The following is a 24,405-nucleotide window of genomic DNA, read 5'->3' on the forward strand; positions in this document are numbered from 1 at the left end:
CCCCCCCCCCCCCCCCCCCCCCATTTGCCAAACGTTCCCAGCATGATATCCCCAGAGGTGAGGAGGATGCGTCCGGCGTAGTCCCGGATGATTTCACCGACCTTGCAGAGGCGATCCATGCGTTGTGGGTCGCCATGGACCAGGGGCAGCGCTTTGGGCATTGGAAGCTGCTGCGCTTCAACGGCCACTTCTTCCGCGACGCCGAAGTCCTGCCGCTCACCCGCGCTGATGTCGCGGTGCTGTATCAAGCCGCTCAGGCCAACTGGCAATACGTCGAGCCGACGATCTTCGGCACTCTCCTAACACGGGCGCTCGATCCGAAGGAACGCCATCGCCTTGGCGCGGAGTACACACCGCGCGAGTACGTCGAGCGCGTGGTCCGCCAGACCGTGGACGTGCCGTTGCGCGAGCGTTGGGCGCCGGTGCAGGCCCATGTGGCGGAACTGCGAGCGACGGGAAAGAAGAAAAATGCGACCGCCGCACTCAATGAATTGCGCGACTTCCACGCATGGCTGCGTGGGCTTCGCTTCCTCGATCCCGCCTGTGGCAGCGGGAATTTCTTGTACGTTTGCCTCCACCTCGTCAAACGGGTTGAGCTTGAGGTTCTGCGTGCGATCGAGGAGATCACTGGCAATCCCGAGCTGGGGATCGAGGAAGTTGGTCCCTGGCAGTTCTACGGACTTGAGGTTAAGGCATGGGCTCGGGAAATTGCCGAACTTACTCTATGGATTGGCTATCATCAGTTCTGGATGGAGCACCACAAGGGCGTCAATCCGCCGGAGCCGGTGCTCAAGGACACGGGCACGCTCGAGTTGCGCGACGCCGTGCTCGCCTGGGACGAGATCGTTGAGATTCCCGAGAAGTCGCGCCCAGATCCCACGCCGCGCCTTCGGCATCCGGTCACGGGTGAACTCGTACCCGATCCCGCAGCGCGCCTGCCGTATTATGAATATCGTGGTTCGCGTCCAGCGGAATGGCCCCACGCGGACTTCATCGTCGGAAACCCGCCTTACCTAGGGCAGGCGAGGATGCGCGATGCCTTTGGAGATGGCTACGTCGAAGCGCTCCGCAGGGCGTATCCTGCAATCACGAACAGTGCTGATCTAGTAATGTATTGGTGGCATCGTGCCGCCAGTGAGGTCGCTAGTGGGCGAACGCTGAGGACGGGGCTCCTTACGACGAACACGATTTCTCAGGGACAGAATCGACTCGTCATTGAAGCCGCCGCTGCCCGGGGCGCCTTGGTCTTGTGGACCATTCCCGATCACCCGTGGGTCGACGAACAGGACGGGGCGGCAGTGCGTGTGGCAATGACAGTGGTTGCGCGAGACGGGACGCGAGCGACGCTGGTGCGGGTTGATGATAAGGCGAACGTTCTTTCCGAACATACCGTGTCCCGCCTGAACGCAGATCTCTCAATCCATGCCGACGTTGCAGGCGCAGCAAAGACGGGGTTGCTGTCCAATCGTGGCATGTCATCGGATGGCGTGAAACTCCACGGGCAAGGTTTCCTGCTTCCAGCAGCGGAAGCAAAGACCCTAATCGAGAAAGACGAGAAATATCGGGAGGTACTCAAACCGTATCGTAACGGACGTGATATTGCCCAACACCTGCGCGACTTGTACGTGCTTGACTTTGGATTGATGCATGAATCCGAAGCCAGACGGTACCCCGTCGTCTTCGACCTTGCGCGGGCCCGGGTCAAGCCTGAACGAGACGCAAACAAGCGCGCTAGTTATCGTACCTATTGGTGGCGATTCGGAGAGCCCCGACCTGACTGGCGAGAGGCATCTCGGGGGCTGACCAGGTATGTGGCTACTGTAGATACAGCGCGCCACCGGTACTTCCTCTTCATGGAGGCAGTCACAATCTCCGATGATAAACTTGTCTGTGTAGCATCTGCGAGTTCGTATCACCTGGGCGTGCTCTCGTCAGCCGCACATGTCGTCTGGGCAACGGCGGCCGGAGGAAGGCTGGGTGTTGGGAACGATCCCGTCTACGTAAAAAGTGCCTGCTTCGACCCGTTCCCGTTTCCCGATCCTCCGAAGCAAATGCGGGAGGAGATCGGGCGTGTGGCGGAGGCGCTGGACCAGCACCGGAAGGACGCGATCGCGCGGGATGAGCGTGTGACGATGACGGGGATGTACAACGTCGTCGAGAAGCTGCGGAGTGGGGAGGCGCTCACGCCCAAGGAGCGCGCCGTGCACGAGATCGCCGCGTGCGGCGTGCTGCGCGACATGCACGACGAGCTGGACCGGTTGGTGGCGCAGGCGTACGGCTGGCCCTGGCCCATGGAGCGCGAAGAGGTGCTGGAGCGCCTGGTGGCCCTGCACGACGAGCGCGTGGAAGAGGAAAAGCGCGGCATCGTGCGGTGGCTGCGGCCGGAGTACCAGGTTCCGCGCTTCGGCGGCGGCGTGCCTGCGCCGGAAGAGCCTGCGCTGGACCTGCCCGACGAACCGGCGGCAGCAGAAGTGGTCAAAGTGGTCGATACGAAGCCCTGGCCGACGGATGCGATCGGCCAGCTAGGCGCGATCAAGGCGTACGTGTCCACCGCGCCCGCTACACCGTCCGAGGTGCGCGTGGCCTTCGCCGGCGCACCCGCAACCCTGGTTGCGCGCTACCTGGACACGCTCGCGATGGTGGGCGAGGTACGCACGCTGGCGGATGGTCGCTACCAGGCTGTCACCGAGCCGCTCTGAACGCATCCATGTCTGTCCGATTCCGCGTCGAATACACGTTTGTCATCGCGGAGCGCGGCCTCTTCGTCCTGGCCGGCGAGATCGTGGAGGGCTCCGTCCGCCCCGGGATGGTGCTGCAGGTGCCGCTCAACGACATGGTCACCATAACCGCGCCGGTGCACGGGGTGGAGGCCGTGGACGCATCGGGCCAGCGAAGCCGCACCGGGCTGACCCTCAAGTGTGAGGACGACATCGACCTGTCGCTCTGGCGCGGGCTCAACCTCGACGGCCACGTCTTCACGGTCGACGAGCCGGAATCGGAACCCCAGGAGCCGCCGAGCAAACCGTGGTGGAAGCTCTGGTGAGGATCGCCCACCACTCTTGGATTTACGGCAGGGAAAAGCTTGCGTCGGGCGGGGATTTTCGATCTACTTGGCATCTGCCTGTGTGATGCTGGCCCACCCCACCGGAACCGTCCATGATCGTTGCCCTGGCATCGCCCCGGGTCGCCCCGTCGCTCGATGACGGGCTGGAGAACGTCCGGTGGCTCATGGCCGAAGCGTCGGCGCAGGGGGCGGAGATCGTCTGCTTTCCGGAAGCCTACCTGCCGGGGCTGCGCGGAGTGGACATCGACGTGCCCCCGTTCGACCAGGCGGACCAGGACCGGGCGACGCGCGCCGTGGCGGAGCTGGCGCGGACGCACGGCATCGCCACCATCATGGGGATGGAGCGGCTGACGGATGCGGGGCGGCAGATCGTCGCCGTGGTGTTCGATGCGGACGGGCGAGACTTGGGATACCAGACCAAGAACCAGCTGGCCCCCAGCGAAGACCCGTTCTACGTGCCTGGCGACACGCGGCGGATCTTCGCGGTCAACGGCACCCGGTTCGGCGTGGCGATCTGCCACGAGGGGTGGCGCTATCCCGAGACGGTGCGGTGGGCGGCGGCGCGCGGCGCCCGGATCGTCTTCCATCCCCAGCACACCGGGAGCAACCAGGACGGCATCCGCCTGAAGGAGTGGGGCGGGGCCGACCGGCCGTACTACGAAAAGGCGATGGTGATGCGGTCCATCGAGAACACCATCTACTTCGCCAGCGTCAACTACGCGCTGCGCTTCCCGGAATCCGCCACGGCCCTCATCGACCCGGCGGGCGAGTGCCAAGCGTACCTGCCGTACGGCCAGGAGGGCGTGCTGGTGCAGTCCATCGACCCGGAAGCAGCGACCGGCCTGATCGCCAGCCGCTTTGCCCCGGCGCGCTACCAGGAATCTACCCCGACCCGATGAAACGACCGATCCTGCTGCGCCTGGCGCCTACCCTGGCGATCGCCCTGGTGCTTTCGTGCACCACGCCGACGGGCATGTGCGGGTGCCCGCCCAGCCGCAGCCACGTCGAGATCCATGGCGTGGTGCGCACCGCCGCCGGCGCGCCGGTTCCGGGCGCGGTGATGCGCGCATCGTTCTACCGCGAGCAGTGCGGTCAGGGCTTCGGCGAACCCGCGGACCAGGACACGTACCCCGCCCAGACCAACGCCGCGGGTGCGTATGAGGGCCGCTTCATCTCCTTTGGGGGGCCCAAACCGGTGTGCCTGCGGGTGAGCGCCACCCGCGGAGTGGGCACGTCCGCGGACAGCGCCATCACCGAAGGCGCGGTCGTGCAACTGCGCGACGAGGACGACACGCCGGCGCGGGTTCGGGTGGACGTCGTGTTCCCGGGAAGCTGAACGATGCCCGGATTCCGCCGGGCCGCCGTCGTCGTGCTGGCGTGCATCGCGCCGCTGGCCGCCTGCAAGCGGCAGCCGGAGCGCGGAGCCGACCCAATCGAGAAGGTAACGCACGAGCGCGGCCTGGTCTCGGTCGCAGAGCTCCCGCCCTGCCTCGATCGTCCGGAGCCGGGCCCCGGGTGGACCTCGGCCGATGTGGGTCCGTTCTCGCTGAGGCTTCCGCGCGGGTACCGCAAGGTGCAGGTGCAGGGGATCGACTCGTTCATGGGCGAGTACCGCGCGCCGGGGCGCGCGCTCCACTTCGACTACGGCCCGTACTCGTCGACGCTGCAGGAGTGGCGATCCGCGGGCGCGGGCTTCCGTTCCTGCCGAATGGAGATCGGCGGGCACCTGGCGAAGATCGTCACCGCGCGTTCGGAGAAGGAAGGCTATCTCGCGGGTGTGACCTGGCGCGAGCTGGAGAACGGCGACGAAGCAGGCGCGCTGCACCTGACGATGATCGCCACGACCGCCGACGTGGCGGGCCAGCGAGAGGCGCTGGCCGTCTTCCGCTCCGTTCGTTTCAAGAAGATGGAGTGGCCGAGCCCCTGACGCGCGGCCGTCGAGAAGCAATCAGCGCGCGCTGGCCGCCGTGCCCGCGCCCGACGTAAGTCGCGGGGCGGCACCGGTCCCCGCGAGCAGTTCCTGGTGCGCCTGGCGGTTGCGCCGCTTCATCCACGCCAGCGCGCCGCCGAACACGGCCGCGTACTCGGCGGCCAGCAGCGCGGGCAGCCCCCAGCCGATGGCGCCCATGGCCGCTGCCGCGACGCCGCCCACCACCGCCGTGCCGGTGAGAACGGCGACGAGCCCCAGCGCCACGCGCAGCCTGCGGCGATGGCGCGCCGCGCACGGCCCGCAGACCGTGCGCCCCTGCACCAGCGCGGGTGCGTCGTAGGCGGGAGCGGCGTAGTGCGGGCCCGCGCAGTCGGCGCACAGGTCCCGCTGGTTGCGCCGACGTCCGCGCCAGGAGAGGAAGCCGGCACGCACGGCGGCGGCCGCGGGAACGGAGACGAGCGCCACCAGGGCGGCGGTTTCAAGGATCATCGCGGGGAACCGGGAGCGGGTGCGGCAGGCAGGGGAAATCCAGTATGGACGTTTCGCCCGCCCCGAGCAAGTGAGCTTCGAGCCCGGCACCACCGTGCGCCGCCCTCCCCCCGGCGCGCTCCCACCGACACGAACATGGCACGAAAGATCCGGATCGATGACGCCGATGGCCGCTCAGTGGAGACGGGCGGAGCGGTGAAGACCTCCGACGTGCCGCGGTGGGGCTGGGGCTTCGTCCTGGCGTGCGCGATCATCCCCGTGTTGACCGTGGGCGGGCTGGTGCCCATCGTCATCGGCGTGGCGGGCGCGACCAGCTGCTATCGCGTCTCGCGCGACGGGAGCATTCCGCCGCGTGGGCGCATGCTGCGCTGCGCCGGCATCACCACCGCGTGCTGGGCCGCGACGGCGGCGTTCCTGGCGCTCCTGGCCGCGGCCCTCTGACCATCATCCCCCGTTCCCCCTCCTCGCCATGCCCTCACTCCTCTGGTCCATCCGGCGCCACCTGGGGATCTCCCTCCCGCTCTTCGCCCTGTACGCCCTGGCAATCGTCCTCGCGACCGGGGGCGAAGTGGACGGGCGCACTCTCGCGGTGCTGGCCGCCGTGCTCGTGCTGACGCTGCTCACCCCCGCGGCGGTGAGCGTGCTCAACCGCCGGCACCTGCGGGGCAGCTGGAGCCCGGTCCTGGCGGACGGCGAGCAGGTGCTTCACGACGGCCCGGCGGACCGGTACCAGGCGGGGTACTTCGGATGGCTGTTCCTGACCGACCGCAGGCTGGTGCTGTACCGCGTGGGCGGGAAGGAAGACCTGTCGGTGCCGCTGGCGCAGCTGGCCGAGGTGCGTGCCACCCGCTACGCCGGGATCTTCGCGACGGACCTGCGTCTGGAACTGAGGGACGGAACGGTGGAGACGCTGCAAGTGGAGGGCAGCCGGGAGTGGGCGGAGAAAGTGGAGGCCGCGCTGGCGGAAGCGCCCCGCGGCGTCCCCTCCCTCGCGCCGTGATCCATTGCGCCCATGCCACCTATTGCGTTAGGGTTCAACATCTTCCGTTTCCCGTCCCACCCGTGTTCGCCTGCCCCGCGGCACGTTCCCCGAGCGCCCGGAGGTCCCATGGCCCAATTCTGGACCCGCACCCGCAGCTTCCTGGCGGGCCTGTGGCTGGCCGTGGTGGCCGCCGAGTTCATCGTGTTCTTCGCGGTGGGGCGCATCGACAATTCCTGGGTCCTGCTGCTGTTCGCGGCGGTGCTGGTCCTTCCGCTGGTCGCGATCGACATGACGGTGCGCTGGGTTCGGCGCCCGGCCCGCAAGCGGTGGGAACGCTACGACGTGGCCGCCGGATCCGCGGCATCCGTCCGCACCGTCGTAGAAGCACCGACCGATCCACCTGCCCAGGCGCCTCCCGCGGAACGAACGCCCGGCCTCGCCTGACGCCCGAGCCTGACGTCAAAAACCCCGGCCGGAGCGCGCCAGCGTCCGTGTCGGGGTTCGTCCATTCGGGCGGATCGCCCGCAAGGACGCCCGACCCGTCACATTCCGCGCGACCAGCACGTTCTGCTCAACGCCACCTCTCCGCGAGAACCGCCCGTGCCCTTGGACGCTCCACGCATCCGCATCGAGATCCTGGAGGCGCTCGGCCACGTGCAGGCCGAGGTCGCGTCGTACTTCGGCTCGCTCGGCGCCGAGTTCAACCAGCGGACGGGGGACGCCTGGACGCCGGCCGAGCACCTGACCCACCTCGTTACCTCCGTAAACGCCGTGGCGCGGGGGCTCGCGGCTCCCAAGCTGCTGCTGCGCCTGCGCTTCGGCCGGGCGCGCGCGCCGTCGCGCTCGTACGTGCAGGTCCGCGACGCGTACCGCGCGGCGCTCGCGGCCGGGGGCAAGGCGTCGGGCGCGTTCGTGCCCCCGCCCGAGGTCGTGTCGGCCGACGACGCCGGGCGCCGCAGGGCGGAGATCCTGGCGCGGTGGGAGCGGGCGAACGCTCGGCTGCGCGGCGGGCTGGAACGCTGGACCGAGCCGCAGCTGGATGGCATCCGCATGCCGCACCCGCTGCTGGGCCGCCTGACGACGCGCGAGATGCTGTTCTTTACGCTCTACCACAACCAGCACCACGTCGCCGCCGTCCAGCGGCGCCTCGCCGCGCCGGTGGCCCCGTGACGGCGCGCGTGTTCAGGTTGTTCGACCGGATGATGGCGGGTGTCATGCAGGCCGGTTCCAGCGGCGACCGGGAGTCGTTCCCGGCACGGCTGGCCCAGGCGATCGCGTGGTGCGGGCCGCGGGCGTCGGCGAGCGATCCGCGCGGCCTGCTCAGAACCGAGATTTTTCGGCCGCCCGTGCTGGTGGTGGACCGTGCGGCCATGAGGTTCGTCCTGCACACGCGTGAGGACCGCGTGCCCCGGCATCTCCCGCCCGTGGGCGATGCCGGTGGCCTGAAAGGTGGGCGGCTGCTGGTGTACTACCCCGACGCCGACCTGTCCGACGGCGCCGCCGAGGTGGAGAGCGGCGGATTTTTCGACCTCACCAACACCCCGCCGTGGGATACCTGGGCCGGGTTGTTCGTGGATGAAGGTGCCCGCAGGGTCAGCGGCAGGGGCGTATACCTGGTGTCGTGGGTGCCCCCCGTGTTGATTCCGCACGCGCAGGCCGGCATCGAGGTGAACCCCGAGGGCTGCATCGCCTGGCTGGACAGCGTCGCGACGCCCCTCGGTACCGAGCTTCGCGCGCGTGGGATCCTGGGATAAAGACCGTGGTGATGCTTCCGTTCGACCGCTTCGTCGATGCCCTCATCTGGCTGGGCGCCCTCTGCTGGTGGCCACCAGCCTATCACCGAACACCGGCGCCGAAAGCTGGGTGCGGTGCTCGTTCGCCTGCCGCGTGGGCACACGCAGTGGGCGTTCCTCGTCACAGGAGCCGTGCAACTGCTCGTTGCAGTGATCACGTTCAGGCCGCGCGTTCCGACGATTGCGCTCGTGCCCGCCTGCCTGGGTGCTTTCTTCATCGTCGCTGCGGGGTGGAGAACGTGTGGCCGTGGCGCGAGGTGGAGTATTACGACTGGGAGGGGAAGGACCGCGGAACGCTGCGCCTGCGCCTGTGCTGGAAGTGGTGGTTCCGCACTTCGGGCGCGGTGCCCGTGCCCGCGGACCAGCGCGAGGCCGTCGCGCATCCTGCACCCGTACGCGCCCAACGCCAAGCCGACCACGGGCTTCGGTTAGAACAGCGTGTAGATGAACGGCGCCAGTGCGGAGCCCTGCGTAAGCACCATCAGCATGCCCAGCAGCAGCATGAAGATGATGATGGGCATCAGCACCCACCGCTTGCGGGCGCGGATGAAGCCGAAGAGCAACCTCAGCCTGGATTGCGATGCCATGGAGCCTTCCTTTCCGGGGGTGATGCGGGTCAGTACGGCTTGTCGGGGCGGGTGGCGGGGCCGCCGGCTTCCACCCGCTCCCAGTACGAGGCGCGCGACGGGTCGGCCTTCAGCGACAGGCGGTCCTTGCCCAGCAGCCGCAGCACGATGGCGATGGGCGTAACGATCAGAAAGTAGCTCAGCGCCAGCAGGACGAAGGTGCTCACGATGGAGATCTTCATCGCGAACGCCATCCACCACCGCTCCACCGGCCGCAGCACCCCCGGCGCCACCAGCCCCAGCACCAGGAACACCGCGCCGATCCCCAGCATCCAGGGCGCCGCCGGCCGCCCGCGCCACAGCAGGAATCCGCCGATCAGCGCCAGCGGGGCCGCCATCACCAAGCCGAACCTGCGCAGGTCGGCGGCCGTCTTTTCCCGGTTCTTCATCGCCCCCTCAATCCAGCTCGAGCCGGGCGCGCCAGTCCGCGTCGTCGGCCAGCGGCGGCTGCTCGGCCTTCAGCAGCACCATGTCCTCCAGCACCAGCGCGTCCATCCCCGTGCGCATGAAGCAGACGTACGCGTCCTCCGGCGTGCAGACGATGGGCTCGCCGCGCACGTTGAACGAGGTGTTGATCACCACGCCGTAGCCCGTGCGCTTCTTCACCTCCTCGAGCAGGCGATGGTAGCGCGGGTGGTCGCGCGGGTCCACCGTCTGGATGCGCGCCGAGTAGTCGACGTGCGTGACCGCCGGCACTACGCTGCGCGGCACGTTCAGCTTGTCGATCCCGAACAGCCCTCGGTCCTCGTCCGTCGCCGCCGTCCGGTACCTCTCCCGCACGGGGGCCACGAGCATCATGTACGGCGACTCGCGATCCAGCTCGAACAGCTCCGCTGCGTCTTCGCGCAGGCACGACGGGGCGAAGGGGCGGAACGATTCGCGGTACTTGATCTTCAGGTTCATCACCGACTGCATGCGGGTGCTGCGCGCATCGCCCAAAATGCTGCGCGCCCCCAGCGCCCGCGGGCCGAACTCCATCTGCCCCGCGAACCAGCCGACGACGCTCCCCTCCGCGATCAGCCCCGCCGCCACCCCGGCCGCCTCGTCCCCGGCGTAGCGGCGATATGGGACGCCCTTCTCGCGCAGCCACGCCTCGATCCCGTCCGGCTCGAACGCCGGCCCCAGGAACGAGCCCCGCTGGGCGTCGCGCCCCGGGTGGACCGTCCGCGGCTGGTCCAGCACCTGGTGCCAGGCGAAGAGCGCGGCCCCCAGCGCTCCGCCCGCGTCGCCCGCCGCGGGCTGGATCCAGATGTCGTCGAAGATCCCTTCGCGCAGGATGCGGCCGTTGCCCACGCAGTTCAGCGCCACGCCGCCGGCCAGGCACAGGTTGCGCTCGCCCGTCTCCTTCCGAACGTGGCGCGCGGTACGGAGCATCAGCTCTTCGGTGACGTCCTGGATGGAGCGCGCCAGGTCCATCTCGCGCTGCGTCAGCGGCGACTCGGGGGTGCGCGGCGGCGCGCCGAAGAGCTGGTGAAAGCTCTCCGACGTCATCGTGAGGCCCCGCGTGTAGTTGAAGTGCTTCATGTTCAGCCGGAACGAGCCGTCCTCGCGAACGTCCATCAGCTCGTCCATGATCAGCCTGGCGTACTTGGGCTCGCCGTACGGAGCCAGCCCCATCACCTTGTACTCGCCGGAGTTCACGCGGAATCCCAGGTAGTACGTCATCGCCGAGTACAGCAGCCCCAGGCTGTGGGGAAACTTCATCTCGTACTGCAGGTCCACGTGGTTGCCGGCGCCCACGCCCCACGAGGCGGTGGCCCACTCGCCCACGCCGTCGAAGGTGATGACCGCCGCGCGTTCGAACGGTGACGGGAAGAACGCCGACGCCGCGTGCGATTGGTGGTGCTCGGGATACAGCAGGTCGCGGTCGATGCCCAGCTCGTCCTGCACCACGTCGCCCATCCACAGCTTTTCCTTCAGCCACAGCGGCATCGCCTTCACCCACGACGAAAAGCCGGATGGCGCGTAGGCCAGGTACGTTTCCAGCAGCCGCTCGAACTTGAGCCAGGGCTTGTCGTAGAACGCCACGTGGTCCAGCTGCTCCGCCGTGATCCCCGCCTCGCGCAGGCAGTACTCCACGGCGCCGCTGGGAAAGGCCGCATCGTGCTTACGTCGCGTGAACCGCTCTTCCTGTGCGGCCGCGACGATCTCGCCGTCCCGCACCAGGCAGGCGGCGGAATCGTGGTAGAACGCGGAGATGCCCAGGATGTGAATGGCCATTCGGGATGCGGTGGGGGAGCGGGTCGGGTGTGGTTTGATGTCGCGGTGGCCGCCATGAAGGCCGCAGGGTCCGCCCGGTGGGGTGGAGGTGCGACTGGATGCCATCCGAGCCGCAAGTCCGCACGGGCGAATGAATTCGCTGCAACAAACACACGAAGTCCGCCTTCGCGGACTGGCTTGCCCGGGTGTCGGTCGAAGCCAGGCGCGCGCCCGGAAGGTGGTGCAGTTCTCCCCCTCTCCCGCTTGCGAGAGAGGGGGCCGGGGGGAGAGGGCAGCCGGGGCTCGCACGGCCCTCTCCGAAGCGCTCGGACCTGCGTTTTTGGAACGCCCGCGGCCGCGGGCGAATGAATTCGCTGCAACGACCACACGAAGTCCGCCTTCGCGGACTGGCCTGCTGTGGTGCAGGGGCGCCGGTGTGGCGCGCCCATGCTTTCGCCCAGCCAAGTGTATTCTACAAGGATTTTCGCGCGGCCACAGGTGCGCGGGCTTTCCAGGCCTTGCGCGCGGGGGTGGGGTGCCTGAGCTTGGGACGACTCGCGCGCACTTTCCTCGCGATCCCCTTCCTCCTCTCCCGCGTGAAATGACGGCATCACCAGCGAGCATCACGTGGCGGGTGGAGGTTGGCGCGGACGCGGTCACGGCCGTGTACGAAGCCGCGGGGGATGCGCGTGGCGTGTTCGTGTTCGCGCATGGTGCCGGTGGCCGGATGGATGATGCCGGGATGCTGAGGCTGTCTGCGGCATTCCGCGCGCGCGGCTTGTCCACCGTGCGGTTCAACTTCGTGTATCGCGAGAAGGGGTCGGGCCGGCCGGACCCCATGCCGCGGCTGATGGAGTGCGTGTCGGCCGTCGTGGCGCGGGTGCGCGACGAGGTTGGCCCGCCGCTGCTGGTCATTGGCGGGCGGTCGATGGGGGGACGGGCCGCGTCGATGCTGGCTGCGGAGGGATTCGCGTGCGACGGGCTTCTCCTTCTCGCCTATCCGCTGCACCCCGACAAGCAACCCGAAAAGCTTCGCGACGCCCACCTGCCGTCCATCCACGCACCCGTGCTCTGCTTCAACGGCACTCGCGACGCGCTGTGCAGGCGCGACCTGATGGAGGCGACGCTGCAGCGCGTGGGCCCCAACTGGACGATGCACTGGCTGGAAGGCGCCGACCACTCGTTCCACGTGCTGAAGTCGTCCGGCCGCACCGACGAGCAGGTGGTGGACGAGGTGGCCGACACCACGCGCGGCTGGCTCGCGGGCTTACGCTGATGGGCCACCTGACCCATGCGGCACGCGGCGATGGGCAGTATCCGTTGTGGTACGTCCTGAACCTGGAGAGCTTTCGTTGAATCCGTCCGCAGCCGCACCGACCGATCCGCCGCAGACGGCCGCCGCGCCGCCCGCCAGCACCGCCGCGCCCGCCGCCATCGCCGCGCCGGGGCGGCGCTACGACCGCTCCATCATCGAGGGCCCGCTGGCGCCCGCCGTGTGGAAGCTGGCGTGGCCCACCATGCTGACGAACATCTTCGGCGGGCTGCAGGGCATCATCGACCACGTGATGGTGGGCCACTACGTGGGCTTCACCGCCAACGCCGGCATCGGGGTGGCCACGCAGATCTGGATCGTCATCGTGGTCTTCATCATGTCGGTGTTCACGGGAATGAGCGTGCTGGTGGCGCGCTTCGTGGGCGCGGGCGACGAGGAGATGGCGGACCGCACGGTCTACCAGGCGTTCCTGACCGCCCTCGGCATCTCGCTGCTGGTGCTGGCGCCCGTGGGATGGTTTGCGGCGCCGGCACTGCTGACCCTGGTGAACGCCACCGCCGCCGTGCAGGCCGAGGCGCTGCCCTACCTGCGCATCTCCATGGTGTTCAGCAGCGGAATGCTGATCTTCTTCCTCACCAGCGGCGCCCTGCGCTCCGCGGGCGACGCGCGGACGCCCATGGTGCTGGGCATCGCCATGACGCTGATGAACATTGCCCTGAACGTGGTGTTCATCACCGGCGTGGGCCCCATTCCCGCCTACGGCACGGCCGGCGCGGCCATGGGAACGGTCATCGCGGCCGGGCTGCTGGGCGTGTACTCGCTCTTCAAGCTGTGGCACGGCGGATGGGTGGTCTCGTTCCCCAAGGGCCGGGGATACGCGCCCGACTGGGGCATCATCAAGTCGCTCTTCCGCTTCGGCCTGCCGGCCGGGATCCAGGGGATCGCCATGAACGTGGGCGGGCTGCTGCTGCTGGCGTTCATCGGCTCGCTGGCGCAGAGCGCGGCGGCGCAGGCGGCGTACGCGGTGTCGTACGGGCAGCTCTTTTCGCTGGTCACCTGGACGTCGGTGGGGCTGATGGGCGCCGCCGCCGCCGTCGCCGGGCAGAACCTGGGCGCCGGCCAGCCGGACCGCGCCAACGAGGCGGTGCACGTGGCCGCGCGCATCGCCATGGCGGGCGCCGGCTTCCTGGGGCTGTTCTTCTTCTTCCTTCCCCGCACGCTGCTGGGCGTGTTCGGCATGGACGAGCCTGGGGTGGTGGACCTCGGCGTGCAGCTGCTGCGCATCCTGAGCGTTTCGGGGCTGATGATCGCCGTGGCGCTCACCTACACCGGCGGGCTGCAGGGCACGGGCGACACCAAGGGGCCGCTCTACATTTCCATCGTCTCGCAGGTGATGGTACCGCTGGGTATCTGCGCCGTCGTGGAGCGCGTGGCCACGCTGGACCCGCTGGACATCTGGCTGGCGATCCTTGCGGGGCATACGACGCGCTGCGCGCTCAGCGTCCTCCGCTTCCGGCAGGGGAAGTGGCGGAACATCGCGGTGGACGTCCGGCGGTAGGGGCGAAGGAGATGCGAAGATGCGCGCTCGCGGTGGCGGCCCTGGTGCTTGGCGCCGAGTCCGGGACTGCGCAGACACTGCCGGACACCGCGGGCCTGGTGAGCACGGTGGGAGCCCTGCTGGCGGACTCGATCGTCCCCGCGATCGGGCGGCGGAACCGGCTGGACGTGCTCCCGCCGGCGTCCGCGTTCGACTCCGCCGTAGCCACGCTGCTGCGGACCGTGCCCGAGGCCAGCCTGCCGGAGCGCCCCGGCTACCGCAGCTGGATCGGCACACGCGGCGTCGCGATGCGGGCCGACACCGCGGTCGTGCTGGTGGAAGTCGGCACGAGCTGGCCCCCACGGCCAGACGAGGCGATGACGGCGTACCACGACAAGCACAACCTGTTCTTCGTCCGCGGGCCCGGCGGCTGGCGCTGCGTCCGCCGCGAGTTCGTCAGCCACTCCGACATCGGCCTCGTGCGCGGGTAGAGCCCTTCCGCCGCGCCGCCAACGAGAACCGCCCCGGGCACCGTGCCCGGGGCGGTTCTCGTTGTCCATCGACCATACTGCCAGGCTCACCGCGCGCGGGCCAGGTCGCGAACGGCGCCCGCCACTGTGCGCGTGCGCACCGTAGCGCGTCGGACCGGGGGCGTTCGCCACGAACTTCCGGAAACATTTGACAGCGCACCGATCGAGACATACCTTGATCGCTGTGAGCGTCACCTCTGAACTGTGCGGCTCGTCGCGGAGCCGTCCCCCCATCGCCTCTGCTACGCAATCCCTGGCGCACCCCTCACAATGTTTGGAGCATTACATGAGCCGTATGAAGGTCGGTTTTGGTTGGAGGCGGTACATGCTTGCACTCGTATGGATGCTTGCGGCGAGTGCATGTACCGACGGGGCGCCCTCACCAACGGCAACGATTTCCGGTGCCGGTGCGGCGGCAAACCTCAATCGAAATAGCAGCCCGTACGGCTGCTTCGTCAGCAAGGCCGTGGAGGGGCTGCCCTATGCCTATGCGTACTCTCAGCTACCAGTGGATTTCCCACGCGCTGCGCTGGCTGCGGACGGTGGAACCCTGAAGTACCAGTTTCGACTGGAAGAACCGGGCAAAAGTCCTGTGCTGCTCGCCAACTGCGTGATCCCTCGGACAAGGCTCGCTGTCCGGATCCTCGAGGCGCAGCTCCGCGTTCCCACGGATGCGCGATACCAGTACTCTCACCGCACCAAGGGCGACATCACCATCATGGAAGAAGGTGATTGCGCCTCGAAGGTGGGCGATATCTACGATGAGAACAAGACCTGCTTTACGCTTGAGACCATCGTGGCTGTCGGGCGCCCGCCAACCGGGGCAGGCACCGGTAGTCCGCCGGACGCCACCACCGGCCCCATCGTGTCGACGGAACCGACCGAAAGTGCTGGTGGGGGTACGGGCGGCCAAGCGCCGTGCTGGAACTGCTCCTATGGCGATCCCATGCTCGTCTGCACGGCGCAGGTCCGCAGAGGTGAGACGGTCACTTGCTCGTCGAACATCACCGACGAGCTTACTACACGGGTGATCCGGTGGCGGTGGGCGGATACGAGCCACCTTTCCTTCGAGGAGACCAACGCGGAGATGGTCTGGTCTGGAATGGCCGTCCATGGCGGAACGGTCACTCTCACGATAGAAGACTCGCACGGCGTGCGGGACTTGATGTCGAGCTTCGAAGTGACGAACCGGGGCTGGCGGTGGGACAATACCAAATGGAGCTTCGTTCAAGGGGGTGCACAGGTGTGCGAAAGCATGCCGGCCGCGGTACCAAGTTTCGTGCTGGGGTGGAACAGGTCCCGTAGCTCGTGCGCGGGAGTGCGCGTCGACCCGGATCCGCGGCAGGACGTGACAAATGGGTATACCATCGCCCAGGTACCCTCGGGTCCGAACAACGGCGTCTGGTATGTGACATCGGCGAGCTACCGAATGGACCGTGGGTCCAACATCAATCCGAATGCGTTGCCAGGCGGCGCACGCTTCCTCGTGTCGGATCCGGCGCAGGCACAGGAATGCCGGAACGGGGGAATGACCGGAACACAGATCTCCGCGAACTTTTATGAGTTCAACAAGTACTGCAAGGGCGTCGCCATGGATGCTTTCCTGAGTGCCGCGTGGGCGCATGAGGGGTTTGGAACCACGGGAGCAAACGGCCACGAATCCGTTGCGCGAGCGGCTGCTGCAACATTGCAGTACGATCCGTACGCCGCAATCGAACCTCTAGTCGCGGGTGAAGAGGCGCACCTGCGCGCGGGAGTGTTGAACCGAGCCTTCGAGCGAGGCGCAGAGCTTTCGAACTACTCGGCGGCCCATTCCAATGGTGCAAGCGGGAACTGGTCAGGTGTTATCTGGTTGTACGATCCGAACTCCGGATCGTTCGTCTCCGCTACCCACACTATGTGAGGATGGGACCTATGAAAGCCATTGCGATGTACAGGGCAGCCGTTCTGGCGCTGGCAACCGCTGCCGGGGTGCTCGCCTGCGTTCCCGTGAGCGCCCAACCGACGACGGAGGTAATCCGGACGCCCTCAGGATGGACGATCTCGCGCCCCGGGTCCACGCCCGGATCTTTCATGCGTATTGACGTCGGCCCGGTTCCGGTTCTCCTCGCGCGTTTTGACCGCGATCACCAAGGCGCGAACATTCCGGTCCTCGTCGTGGGATCGGTGCTCACGCACGCCGACCGGCTCCCGGTTGCCATGATAGATTCCGTGCTCGACGGCCTGCAACGCCTTGCACTGACCTCTCCCAGGCGGGAGGTACGGACGGATGCCGTCGGTCTGCTCGCGTTCGCGGGTCAGCATTGGCCGAAACCGCGCTCCCCGCGGGCCGGCAATCGCCTTGCTGCCATCTACCGCGGCACTTCCGATACCGGCCTCCAGGCGCTACTGGTGGGCATGTCGCTGCCGCATCTGGCGGAGCCCGGGCCCGCGCTGCCAATACTGCGCGACGTGGCGATGCAGGCAGAGTCTCGGCAGGATTTTCCCGAGGCTTCCGTCTGGGCAGTCGAGAGTCTTGCCCGCATGGGAGACCCCGGCCGGGCTGTACTGCGCGATCTTCATCGCCGAGGAGCGGTGCGCAGCGCGGCGGCGCGGTCCAGGCTCGACGCCCTTGCCCGCACCGGGTTCCGCGAGCCGCCCCGGCCGTAGGAGCGTGCGGCGCGGCGCAACGAAGAACCGCCCCGGGCACCGTGCCCGGGGCGGTTCTCGTTGTCCATCGACCGTACTGCCCGGCTTACCGCGCGCGGGCCAGGTCGCGGACGGCACCCGCCAGCATGCGCACCTTGGCACCGTCGGACGAGCGGCCTGCGTCGCCGTCCAGGCTGGTGGCCAGGTTGTTCAGCGCCGTGCGGCGGCCCGCGCCCGAGGCGCGCTCCGCCGTGGTCAGCGCCTGCCGCACCGCGGTGATGCGCCCGGCGTTCAGGCCGCTGGAGCGCTCCAGCTGGTCCACGTAGGCGCGCGCCAGCGCAAAGCTGGGCGGCCACACGAACTTGGGCTGGCCCTGCGGGTTCAGCTGCTCCAGCTTGACCGTGTTGGCCGCGTCGATCTCGTTCCGCGACAGGAACTGGCTGGGCTGCAGCTCGAAGATGTCGAGCCCGCGCGAGATCTCGGAGCTGACGATGGCGCCGTTGTACCAGTACACCGACCACGACCCGCCGGGGCCCATGCGCGTGGAATCCGACGGCCCGCGGTCATGGTAGGCGATTTCGAACGGGCGCGCCGCGTCCGTCCAGTCGAACACCGAGATGCCCCCCTGGTACCACGCCTGCACCATCACGTCGCGCCCCGGGATGGGGATCAGCGAGCCGTTGTGCGCCACGCAGTTCTCCAGCGCCGTCTGGGGCGCGGGGAGCTTGTAGTAGCTCCGGAACCGCAGGTCGCGGCCGTTCTCGATGGTGAAGATGGCGTTGGCGCCCCACTCCGGCCGGTCGGTGGCGCGGCACTTGGCCTGGCCGCCGCCGCCCCACTCGTCGCTGAACAGCACCTTGGTGCCGTCGTTGTTGAAGGTGGCGGAGTGCCAGTACGAGAAGTTGCTGTCGGCCGCGGCCGCGATGCGCACCGGGTTGGCCGGGTCGCGGATGTCCAGCAGCATGCCGTAGCCCTCGCACGCGCCGCCCGCCAGCCCGATGCCGGGGTACACGGTAATGTCGTGGCACTGCGTGGGGCCGGGCTGGGGGCCTTCGCCCGCGTCCTCGGCGAACATCCTGTTGACGATGCCCTGCAGGTCGCGGCGCAGGGTGGCGCTGTCGGCCGCCGTGGCGGGGCCGGTGCCGCCGCGCTGCTTGACGATGCTGTCCAGGAGCGGCTGGATGAACTGGCCGGGCGCCACGCGCTCCATGCCCTGGATGGTCACGGTGTACTCACCGCGGGCGCGGGCGGCGGCCGCGGTCGCGGCGGCGCGGGCCACGTCTTCGGGCGCCTCGCCGTGGCGCGCGGGGGCCGTCAGGTCGTTGAAGATGCGCGGCGAGCTGACGATGGCCGCACGCTCGGGGTGCGCCAGCGGCACCTTGATCACCTCGATGCGGAAGAGCGCCGAGTTGGGGTTTTCGCCCGGCGCGCCGCCTACGCACCCCGGAAGCTCGTTGGGCGAGCGCAGCTGCGACGAGCCCGAGATGTAAACGTACACGTTCTCACGGTCGCGCGGGTCGGCCAGCACGGTGTGCGTGTGCGAGCCGCGGCAGGTCTGCACGTTGCCGACGTTCTTCGGATTGCGGATGTCGCTGATGTCGAAGATGCGCAGGCCGCGAAGCCGCTCGGTGCTCACCGTGTCGCGCACGCCCTGGGTGCCGCAGTCCAGGCGACCGGAAAGGCCTTCGCCGGAGATGAACAGCAGGTTGCCGTGCACCGACACGTCGCTCTGCGAGGCCGGGCACACGAACGCCGTCGCCAGCGAGGGCTGGGCCGGGTTGGAGATGTCCCAGATCTGCCAGCCGTTGTAGTTGCCCTGGATGGCGTACTTGCCGCTGAACGCCAGGTCGGAGTTGGTGCTGCGCTCGAAGCCGGGCGCCGGGCGCGACTTGCTGACCACGCGAAGGTTCCACGCGGCCTCGGCGGCGTCGTACATGCCGGCGCGCAGCCCCACGCGGGGGTCGGTCTGCGACGTTCCCTGGGCCGCCGCGGGCACGGCGCCCGCCGCGAGCACGAGGGCCAGCGACAGCCGGGCCCACGGGGCGGTGAATGGTACCCGCGCGGGGCGGGGCGGAGAGACGGACATGGGTGTTCCTTTAGCTGGGTGAGGTGGGGCGCGCCGCGGCCGCTCGGCTAAGAGCGGTCAGGGCGATGGGGTACCGAACGTCACATCCGCGAGCATCCGCTGCATCCGGGCGATCTCCGTGGTCTGGTCGACGCCGACGTCCGACGCGAACTTGAACACGGTTTCGTCCTGGCCGGCGCCCTGCGTTCCGAACAGCCGCTGGACCATGGACACGGCCCCGCGGTGGTGCTGGATCATCAGGTTCAGTAACAGCCGGTCGAACTCGGCGCCGGTGGCCCGCTGCAGCTGGGCCACCTGCTCCGGCGTCAGCATGCCGGGCATCATCGCGTGCCCGGCCGCGTGGTGCGCGTGGGCCGCGTCCGGAACCGGCTGGCCGCGGTCGCGCAGCCACTGCTGCATGGTGGCGATCTCGTCTTCCTGCGCGTTGATGATCCGCTCCGCCAGCCGCTTGACCGCGGGGCTCTGCGCGCGCGTGGGCACCAGGCGCGAGATTTCGACGGCCTGCGCGTGGTGCCCGATCATCCCGGTCATGAACTCGGCGTCCGCCGGCACCCACGCGTGGCGTGCCACGTCCAGCGCCGTCATGCCGCCCTGCGCAGCCGGCTGCGGCGTGGAGACGGGCTGGGGCGCGGCCGATACGGGCGCCGGGGTTGCGACAGGCTCCGGTGTCGTGCCGCCGCACGCCGACAGCGCGGCGGCGGCCAGGAGGGCCAAACAGGATCGAACGGGCGAGAACGGCATTCCGGGTGGCTCCTGCGGGTGCGGAATGGGCCGGGCTTCCTACATGCTGCAATTCTAGCACGTCGGGGGGCGTTGGCAAGTGCGGTGCGCCCGCGTGACGTACGCGAGAACGGGCGCGAGGGTTCCACGTCCCCCTCCCGCGGGCGCCGAGGTGGACAATCGGCGCGGGAATCGTTAACTCATCCCCCGCCTGGTTCGTTCTTCCCCGACACCTGCCGTTTTCGATGAACACAGCCCTGCTGCGCATATCCGCCGTCCTCGCGCTGGCCGCCTGCGCGGCACCGCCGGCACCCGGCACGGTACGCGGGGCCGGCATCCCGTCGGCCACCATCGCGCTTTCCCCCGCCGCTGCCGACACCTCGTTCTATCCCGCCTGGTCGCGCAACGCGGTGATCTACGAGGTGAACGTGCGCCAGTTCACCCCCGAGGGCACCTTCGCCGCGCTGGAGCCGCACCTGCCGCGGCTGAAGGGGCTGGGGGTCGACATCCTGTGGCTGATGCCCATTCAGCCCATCGGCGTGCAGAACCGCAAGGGCGGGCTGGGCAGCTACTACTCCATTCGCGACTACACCGCCATCAACCCGGAGCACGGGACCGAGGCGGACTTCAAGCGCTTCGTCGACGCGGCGCACCGGCAGGGGATGCGGGTGATCCTGGACTGGGTGGCCAACCACACGGCGCACGACCACGCGTGGACGCGGGAGCACCGGAACTGGTACACGCTGCGGAGCGACGGCTCCATCTCCTATCCGCTGGACCAGCAGGGCAAGGAGACGGACTGGACCGACGTGGCCGACCTGAACTTCGGCAACGCCGACATGCGCCGCGCGATGATCCGCGAGATGCGGTGGTGGCTGGACGAGATGGGCATCGACGGCTTTCGCGCCGACGTGGCGTGGGGCGTTCCCTACGAGTTCTGGGCCGAGGCGCGCCCCGCCCTCGTGTCCGCCAAGCCCGACCTGTTCCTTCTCGCCGAGGCCGAGGACCCGCGCCTTCACCAGTGGTTCCACGCCACCTACGCGTGGGAGATGCACCACCTGCTGAACGAGATCGCGCAGGGCAAGAAGGGCACGGCCGAGCTGGACCCCTACTTCGCCCGGCAGGACAGCTTGTACGGCCGGGGTGCGTACCGCATGTCGTTCACCAGCAACCACGACGAAAACAGCTGGCAGGGCACCGAGTTCGAGCGCATGGGCCGCAACCACGCTCCGGCTTTCGTGCTCAGCGCCACCGCGCAGAACTCCATCCCGCTGCTGTACACCGGCCAGGAGGCCAGCCTGAACAAGCGGCTGCGCTTCTTCGAAAAAGACACGGTGGATTGGAGCGGTCCGTCGCTGGCCCCGTTCTACTCGGCGATGTTCGGGCTGAAGCACACCCAGCCGGCGCTGGGCAACGGCCCGTGGGGCGCGCCGCAGGTAAAGCTGCAGACGGACGGCGGCGACCGCGTGTATGCCTTCACGCGCACGCAGGGCGCGAACACGGTGCTGGTGGCGGTGAACTTCGGCGACAGGACGGCGGCGGTGGGGTACCAGGGGCTGGCGCAGCCCGGCGCGTACACCGACTGGTTCAGCAAGGACTGGGTGCAGCTGGGCGCCGCCGGGCGGCTGAACATCCCCGCGCACGGCTACCGCGTGCTGGTACGCTAGGGAGGAAAGCGGGGTGGAACGGAAAGAGACGCCCGCGGGGGCGTCTCTTTTGCTCGCAGCAGGAAAGGCCGGCGCGGCCGGCGGTCACCGCAGGATCAGCAGCTGCACCAGCACCCAGCCCATGAAAATTCCCGCGACGATACCGATGAGTACCGGCGTCAGCAGGCGAAACCGGTTCTTCCAGGGATTCCGGGCCACGTCTCCTCGCTCTTCGATTCCGAATCCAGTTCCGGCCAGCCGCCCCGCCGGTGCGGAGCCGTTTCGCCAAACCCGTGCCGCATCCCTCCCAGCGCGCGCTGGCCGGCAAGGTCGCCGCCCGCCGTCCCCCCGCGCAAGGGCATGCCCGTGATCGCCGGCATCGGCATCGACATGGTGAACATCCCCCGCTTCCGCGAGCTGATGGAACGGCGGGGCCAGGCGGCGGTGGCGCGCTTCTACACCGCGGGCGAGGCGGAGCGCTGCGCCGCGTCGAAGTCGCCGACGGAATCGTTCGCGGCGCGGTTCGCGGCCAAGGAGGCGTTCTTCAAGGCCCTGGGCACCGGCTGGGGACTCGGGGGTCGATGGACGGAGGTGGAGGTGGTGTCGGCCGAGTCGGGCGCGCCGTCGCTGCAGCTGGCGGGGCGCGCCGCGGAGATCGCGGCGGAGCGGGGGATCGTCCGCATCCACCTGTCGCTGACCCACACCGACGACACCGCCGCCGCCTTCGTGGTGCTCGAGGCCGGTTGACAGCGCTTGCGTCGCGCGGCCACTTTGCCGCCATTCGCACCGTTCTTCTCCGACCGTACGCGGGACCGCTGGCAACTTGAACACGGCGCTGCTGTACGCCTTGGCCGCCGCCGGGGCGAACCTGCTCGGCGGGCTGATCATCACCGCCCCGTCGAACACCGGGCGGGCCACGCAGCGCCTGATGATCGCCTTCGGCGCCGGCTTCATGATCGCCACGGCGCTCGTGGGGATGATTCCGCACGCCGTGGAGGCCGGGCCCAACGCCGCGGTCGCCGTCCTGGTGGGCTACCTGCTCGTGCACCTGACGCAGCACGTCCTTACGCCACACTTCCATTTCGGCGAGGAAACGCACCAGCACGCGATGGTGAACCCCTGGGTGGGGACGGCCGCGCTGCTGGGGCTGCTGCTGCACACCTTCTTCGACGGCGTGGCCATCGCCAGCGGCTTCGCGGTGGGCGAGTGGCTGGGGCTGCTCGTGTTCCTGGCCATCCTGATCCACAAGATGCCCGAGGGCGTCACCGTCGCCTCCATCATGCTGGCCAGCGGCAACTCGCGCCGCCGTGCCATCGTGGCCGTGCTGCTGCTGGGCCTTTCCACCGTCCTGGGCGTGCTGCTGACGTCGCAGGTGAAGATGCTTTCCACCACGGGGCTGGCGCTGAGCGCGGGGGTCACGCTGTACGTGGGCGCATCCAACCTGGTGCCCGAGGTGCAGAAGAAGCCCAGCCGCGGGTCGGCGCTGGCCGTGTTCCTGGGCGCGGGGCTGTTCTACGCCACGTACCTCGTCCTTCGCCGCTACGTGCACCCGTGAGCGACCTGTCCCTGTTCGGCGAGGCCCAGCCGCCCGCGAAGAAGTCCGCCGCCGCGCCGCCCGTGGCAGAATCGTCTGCGCCGCTGGCGGAGCGGATGCGGCCGCGCACGCTGGACGAGATCGTGGGCCAGCAGCACCTGGCCGGGCCCGACGGCACGCTGCGGAAGCTGCTGGCGACGGGGCACCTGCCCAACCTGATCCTCCACGGCCCGCCGGGAAGCGGCAAGACCACGCTCGCCCGGGTGATCGCGGGGGAGAGCGGCTTCTCGTTCCTTCCCTTCAACGCGGTCAGCGAGGGGGTGCCGCGGCTGCGCGAGGTGGTGAAGGAGGCCGAGATGCGGAAGAAGGCCGGCCAGCGCACGCTGCTGTTCGTCGACGAGATCCATCGGCTGAACAAGGGGCAGCAGGACTTCCTCCTTCCGTGGATCGAGTCGGGGCTGATGACGCTGGTGGGCGCCACGACGGAGCACCCGGCGTTCGAGATCAACCCCGCCGTCCTCTCTCGCTCGCGCGTGCTGGTGCTGGAGCCGCTGAGCGAGGACGACGTGCGCAGCGTGGTCCGCCGCGCGCTGGCGGACGAGGAGCGGGGGCTGGGCGGCGCCGGCGTCTCCATCGACCCCGAGGCCGAGGACGTGCTGGTGCGCCACACGGGCGGCGACGCGCGGCAGGCGCTGACGGGGCTGGAGATTGCGGCGCGGCTGGCGGAAACGGGCACCATCGGCCCCGAGGACGTGCGCGAGGCGCTGCAGCGGCCCACCGCGCGCTACGACACCTCGCTGATGTACGAGATGCTGTCCGCCTTCCACAAGTCGCTGCGGGCCAGCACGGGAAGCGGCGCGCTGTACTGGGCCATGCGGATGATCCAGGTGGGCGAAGACCCCAAGACGGTGTTCCGCCGCCTGGTGGCCGCCGCGTACGAGGACGTGGGATTGGCGGACCCGCAGGCGGGCATCGTCTGCGTGAACGCCATGCTGGCGTACGAGAGGCTGGGCGTGCCCGAGGGGCTGCTGCCGCTGTACAACGCCATCCTGTACGTGGCGAACGCGCCCAAGTCGAACCGCGCGTACCTGGCGGGGGGCGCCGCCGCGCAGGCAGCGCGCGAGCACCCCGACGCGCCCATTCCGCTGCACCTGCGCAATCCCACCACGTCGCTGATGAAGGAGTGGGGCTTCGGCGAGGGCTACAAGTACGCCCACGACTACCCGGGCGGCTACACGCCCCTGCAGACGCTACCGGACGACATCGCCGACCAGCGCTTCTACGAGCCCACGGACCGTGGCTACGAAGCCAAGATCGCCGCCCGCATGCGAGACCGCGGCGACCCGGGCTAAACTTTGATACTAAAGG

25 protein-coding genes are annotated in these 24,405 nt (G+C 68.9%); 19 read left to right on the forward strand and 6 right to left on the reverse strand.

Annotated elements, in window-relative coordinates; all coding sequences use genetic code 11:
- The first annotated feature begins 134 nt into the window (after nucleotides 1–134).
- The 5 genes from VF632_RS13660 to VF632_RS13680 all read left to right on the forward strand — a co-directional run bounded on the left by VF632_RS13660 (nucleotide 135) and on the right by VF632_RS13680 (nucleotide 4,991).
- The gene (locus VF632_RS13660) at nucleotides 135–2,699 is read left to right on the forward strand and encodes a class I SAM-dependent DNA methyltransferase (protein ID WP_331023462.1); all 2,565 of its coding nucleotides are present in this window, start codon (nucleotides 135–137) and stop codon (nucleotides 2,697–2,699) included.
- A gap of 8 nt (nucleotides 2,700–2,707) precedes the next feature.
- Nucleotides 2,708–3,043, forward strand: a complete 336-nt coding sequence (locus tag VF632_RS13665) for a hypothetical protein (RefSeq protein ID WP_331023463.1) — start codon at nucleotides 2,708–2,710, stop codon at nucleotides 3,041–3,043.
- Between the two features lie 113 nt (nucleotides 3,044–3,156).
- Nucleotides 3,157–3,963, forward strand: a complete 807-nt coding sequence (locus VF632_RS13670; RefSeq protein ID WP_331023464.1) for a carbon-nitrogen hydrolase family protein — start codon at nucleotides 3,157–3,159, stop codon at nucleotides 3,961–3,963.
- On the forward strand, nucleotides 3,960–4,400 hold the full coding sequence (locus VF632_RS13675; RefSeq protein ID WP_331023465.1) for a hypothetical protein: 441 nt from the start codon (nucleotides 3,960–3,962) through the stop codon (nucleotides 4,398–4,400). Before VF632_RS13670 ends, VF632_RS13675 begins: the two co-directional genes overlap by 4 nt.
- 3 nt (nucleotides 4,401–4,403) lie before the next feature.
- On the forward strand, nucleotides 4,404–4,991 hold the full coding sequence (locus tag VF632_RS13680; RefSeq protein WP_331023466.1) for a hypothetical protein: 588 nt from the start codon (nucleotides 4,404–4,406) through the stop codon (nucleotides 4,989–4,991).
- Nucleotides 4,992–5,012: 21 nt separating this feature from the next.
- On the opposite strand, the gene VF632_RS13685 is transcribed toward VF632_RS13680, so the two are convergent.
- Nucleotides 5,013–5,483 carry a hypothetical protein gene (locus VF632_RS13685; RefSeq protein WP_331023467.1) on the reverse strand — a complete coding sequence of 157 codons (471 nt, stop codon included), beginning with the start codon at nucleotides 5,481–5,483 and terminating at the stop codon, nucleotides 5,013–5,015.
- A gap of 135 nt (nucleotides 5,484–5,618) precedes the next feature.
- Between VF632_RS13685 and VF632_RS13690 the strand changes: the two genes are divergently transcribed.
- From VF632_RS13690 to VF632_RS13710, 5 genes are all read left to right on the forward strand, one after another.
- On the forward strand, nucleotides 5,619–5,924 hold the full coding sequence (locus VF632_RS13690) for a hypothetical protein (protein ID WP_331023468.1): 306 nt from the start codon (nucleotides 5,619–5,621) through the stop codon (nucleotides 5,922–5,924).
- Between the two features lie 28 nt (nucleotides 5,925–5,952).
- Nucleotides 5,953–6,483 (forward strand): hypothetical protein, encoded by a 531-nt coding sequence (locus VF632_RS13695; protein WP_331023469.1) that lies wholly within the window; start codon nucleotides 5,953–5,955, stop codon nucleotides 6,481–6,483.
- Between the two features lie 108 nt (nucleotides 6,484–6,591).
- The gene (locus VF632_RS13700) at nucleotides 6,592–6,909 is read left to right on the forward strand and encodes a hypothetical protein (RefSeq protein ID WP_331023470.1); all 318 of its coding nucleotides are present in this window, start codon (nucleotides 6,592–6,594) and stop codon (nucleotides 6,907–6,909) included.
- Nucleotides 6,910–7,065: 156 nt separating this feature from the next.
- Nucleotides 7,066–7,635, forward strand: coding sequence for a DinB family protein (locus tag VF632_RS13705; RefSeq protein ID WP_331023471.1), 570 nt, complete (start codon nucleotides 7,066–7,068; stop codon nucleotides 7,633–7,635).
- A complete protein-coding gene (locus VF632_RS13710; protein WP_331023472.1) occupies nucleotides 7,632–8,219 on the forward strand; it encodes a hypothetical protein in 588 nt (195 codons plus the stop codon). Before VF632_RS13705 ends, VF632_RS13710 begins: the two co-directional genes overlap by 4 nt.
- 467 nt (nucleotides 8,220–8,686) lie before the next feature.
- Here the strand turns inward: VF632_RS13710 and VF632_RS13715 are convergent, their stop codons facing one another.
- Genes VF632_RS13715 through VF632_RS13725 form a run of 3 tightly spaced genes read right to left on the reverse strand, consistent with a single transcriptional unit; the run spans nucleotide 8,687 to nucleotide 11,104 of the window.
- A complete protein-coding gene (locus VF632_RS13715) occupies nucleotides 8,687–8,845 on the reverse strand; it encodes a DUF5989 family protein (RefSeq protein ID WP_331023473.1) in 159 nt (52 codons plus the stop codon).
- 29 nt (nucleotides 8,846–8,874) lie between these two features.
- Nucleotides 8,875–9,273 carry an SxtJ family membrane protein gene (locus VF632_RS13720; protein ID WP_331023474.1) on the reverse strand — a complete coding sequence of 133 codons (399 nt, stop codon included), beginning with the start codon at nucleotides 9,271–9,273 and terminating at the stop codon, nucleotides 8,875–8,877.
- A 7-nt stretch (nucleotides 9,274–9,280) separates the two neighbouring features.
- Nucleotides 9,281–11,104, reverse strand: a complete 1,824-nt coding sequence (locus VF632_RS13725; protein WP_331023475.1) for a carbamoyltransferase — start codon at nucleotides 11,102–11,104, stop codon at nucleotides 9,281–9,283.
- A gap of 580 nt (nucleotides 11,105–11,684) precedes the next feature.
- On the opposite strand from VF632_RS13725, the gene VF632_RS13730 reads away from it, so the two are divergent.
- The 5 genes from VF632_RS13730 to VF632_RS13750 all read left to right on the forward strand — a co-directional run bounded on the left by VF632_RS13730 (nucleotide 11,685) and on the right by VF632_RS13750 (nucleotide 17,072).
- Complete coding sequence (locus VF632_RS13730) at nucleotides 11,685–12,359, forward strand: alpha/beta family hydrolase (RefSeq protein WP_331023476.1); 675 nt, start codon at nucleotides 11,685–11,687, stop codon at nucleotides 12,357–12,359.
- Nucleotides 12,360–12,435: 76 nt separating this feature from the next.
- Entirely contained in the window at nucleotides 12,436–13,914 is a 1,479-nt protein-coding gene (locus tag VF632_RS13735; protein ID WP_331023477.1) for an MATE family efflux transporter, read from the forward strand.
- 11 nt (nucleotides 13,915–13,925) lie between these two features.
- A complete protein-coding gene (locus VF632_RS13740) occupies nucleotides 13,926–14,384 on the forward strand; it encodes a hypothetical protein (protein WP_331023478.1) in 459 nt (152 codons plus the stop codon).
- Between the two features lie 325 nt (nucleotides 14,385–14,709).
- On the forward strand, nucleotides 14,710–16,326 hold the full coding sequence (locus VF632_RS13745; RefSeq protein WP_331023479.1) for a hypothetical protein: 1,617 nt from the start codon (nucleotides 14,710–14,712) through the stop codon (nucleotides 16,324–16,326).
- 170 nt (nucleotides 16,327–16,496) lie between these two features.
- Nucleotides 16,497–17,072: a hypothetical protein gene (locus VF632_RS13750; RefSeq protein ID WP_331023480.1), complete on the forward strand. Its 576-nt coding sequence runs from the start codon at nucleotides 16,497–16,499 to the stop codon at nucleotides 17,070–17,072.
- An 85-nt stretch (nucleotides 17,073–17,157) separates the two neighbouring features.
- Here VF632_RS13750 and VF632_RS13755 read toward each other — a convergent pair whose 3' ends face one another.
- Together VF632_RS13755 and VF632_RS13760 are read right to left on the reverse strand one after the other, a co-directional pair.
- The gene (locus VF632_RS13755) at nucleotides 17,158–19,137 is read right to left on the reverse strand and encodes a hypothetical protein (RefSeq protein WP_331023481.1); all 1,980 of its coding nucleotides are present in this window, start codon (nucleotides 19,135–19,137) and stop codon (nucleotides 17,158–17,160) included.
- Nucleotides 19,138–19,194: 57 nt separating this feature from the next.
- Entirely contained in the window at nucleotides 19,195–19,851 is a 657-nt protein-coding gene (locus tag VF632_RS13760) for a DUF305 domain-containing protein (protein WP_331023482.1), read from the reverse strand.
- A gap of 251 nt (nucleotides 19,852–20,102) precedes the next feature.
- Between VF632_RS13760 and VF632_RS13765 the strand changes: the two genes are divergently transcribed.
- The 4 genes from VF632_RS13765 to VF632_RS13780 all read left to right on the forward strand — a co-directional run bounded on the left by VF632_RS13765 (nucleotide 20,103) and on the right by VF632_RS13780 (nucleotide 24,389).
- Nucleotides 20,103–21,524 carry an alpha-amylase family glycosyl hydrolase gene (locus VF632_RS13765; protein WP_331023483.1) on the forward strand — a complete coding sequence of 474 codons (1,422 nt, stop codon included), beginning with the start codon at nucleotides 20,103–20,105 and terminating at the stop codon, nucleotides 21,522–21,524.
- Nucleotides 21,525–21,863: 339 nt separating this feature from the next.
- Entirely contained in the window at nucleotides 21,864–22,250 is a 387-nt protein-coding gene (locus VF632_RS13770) for a holo-ACP synthase (protein WP_331023484.1), read from the forward strand.
- Nucleotides 22,251–22,326: 76 nt separating this feature from the next.
- Nucleotides 22,327–23,058, forward strand: coding sequence for a ZIP family metal transporter (locus tag VF632_RS13775; RefSeq protein ID WP_331023485.1), 732 nt, complete (start codon nucleotides 22,327–22,329; stop codon nucleotides 23,056–23,058).
- Nucleotides 23,055–24,389, forward strand: a complete 1,335-nt coding sequence (locus VF632_RS13780; RefSeq protein ID WP_331023486.1) for a replication-associated recombination protein A — start codon at nucleotides 23,055–23,057, stop codon at nucleotides 24,387–24,389. The genes VF632_RS13775 and VF632_RS13780 overlap by 4 nt, the downstream gene beginning before the upstream one ends.
- The last annotated feature ends 16 nt before the right edge of the window (nucleotides 24,390–24,405 follow it).

This window comes from Longimicrobium sp. (genome assembly GCF_036388275.1).
GTDB lineage: Bacteria > Gemmatimonadota > Gemmatimonadetes > Longimicrobiales > Longimicrobiaceae > Longimicrobium.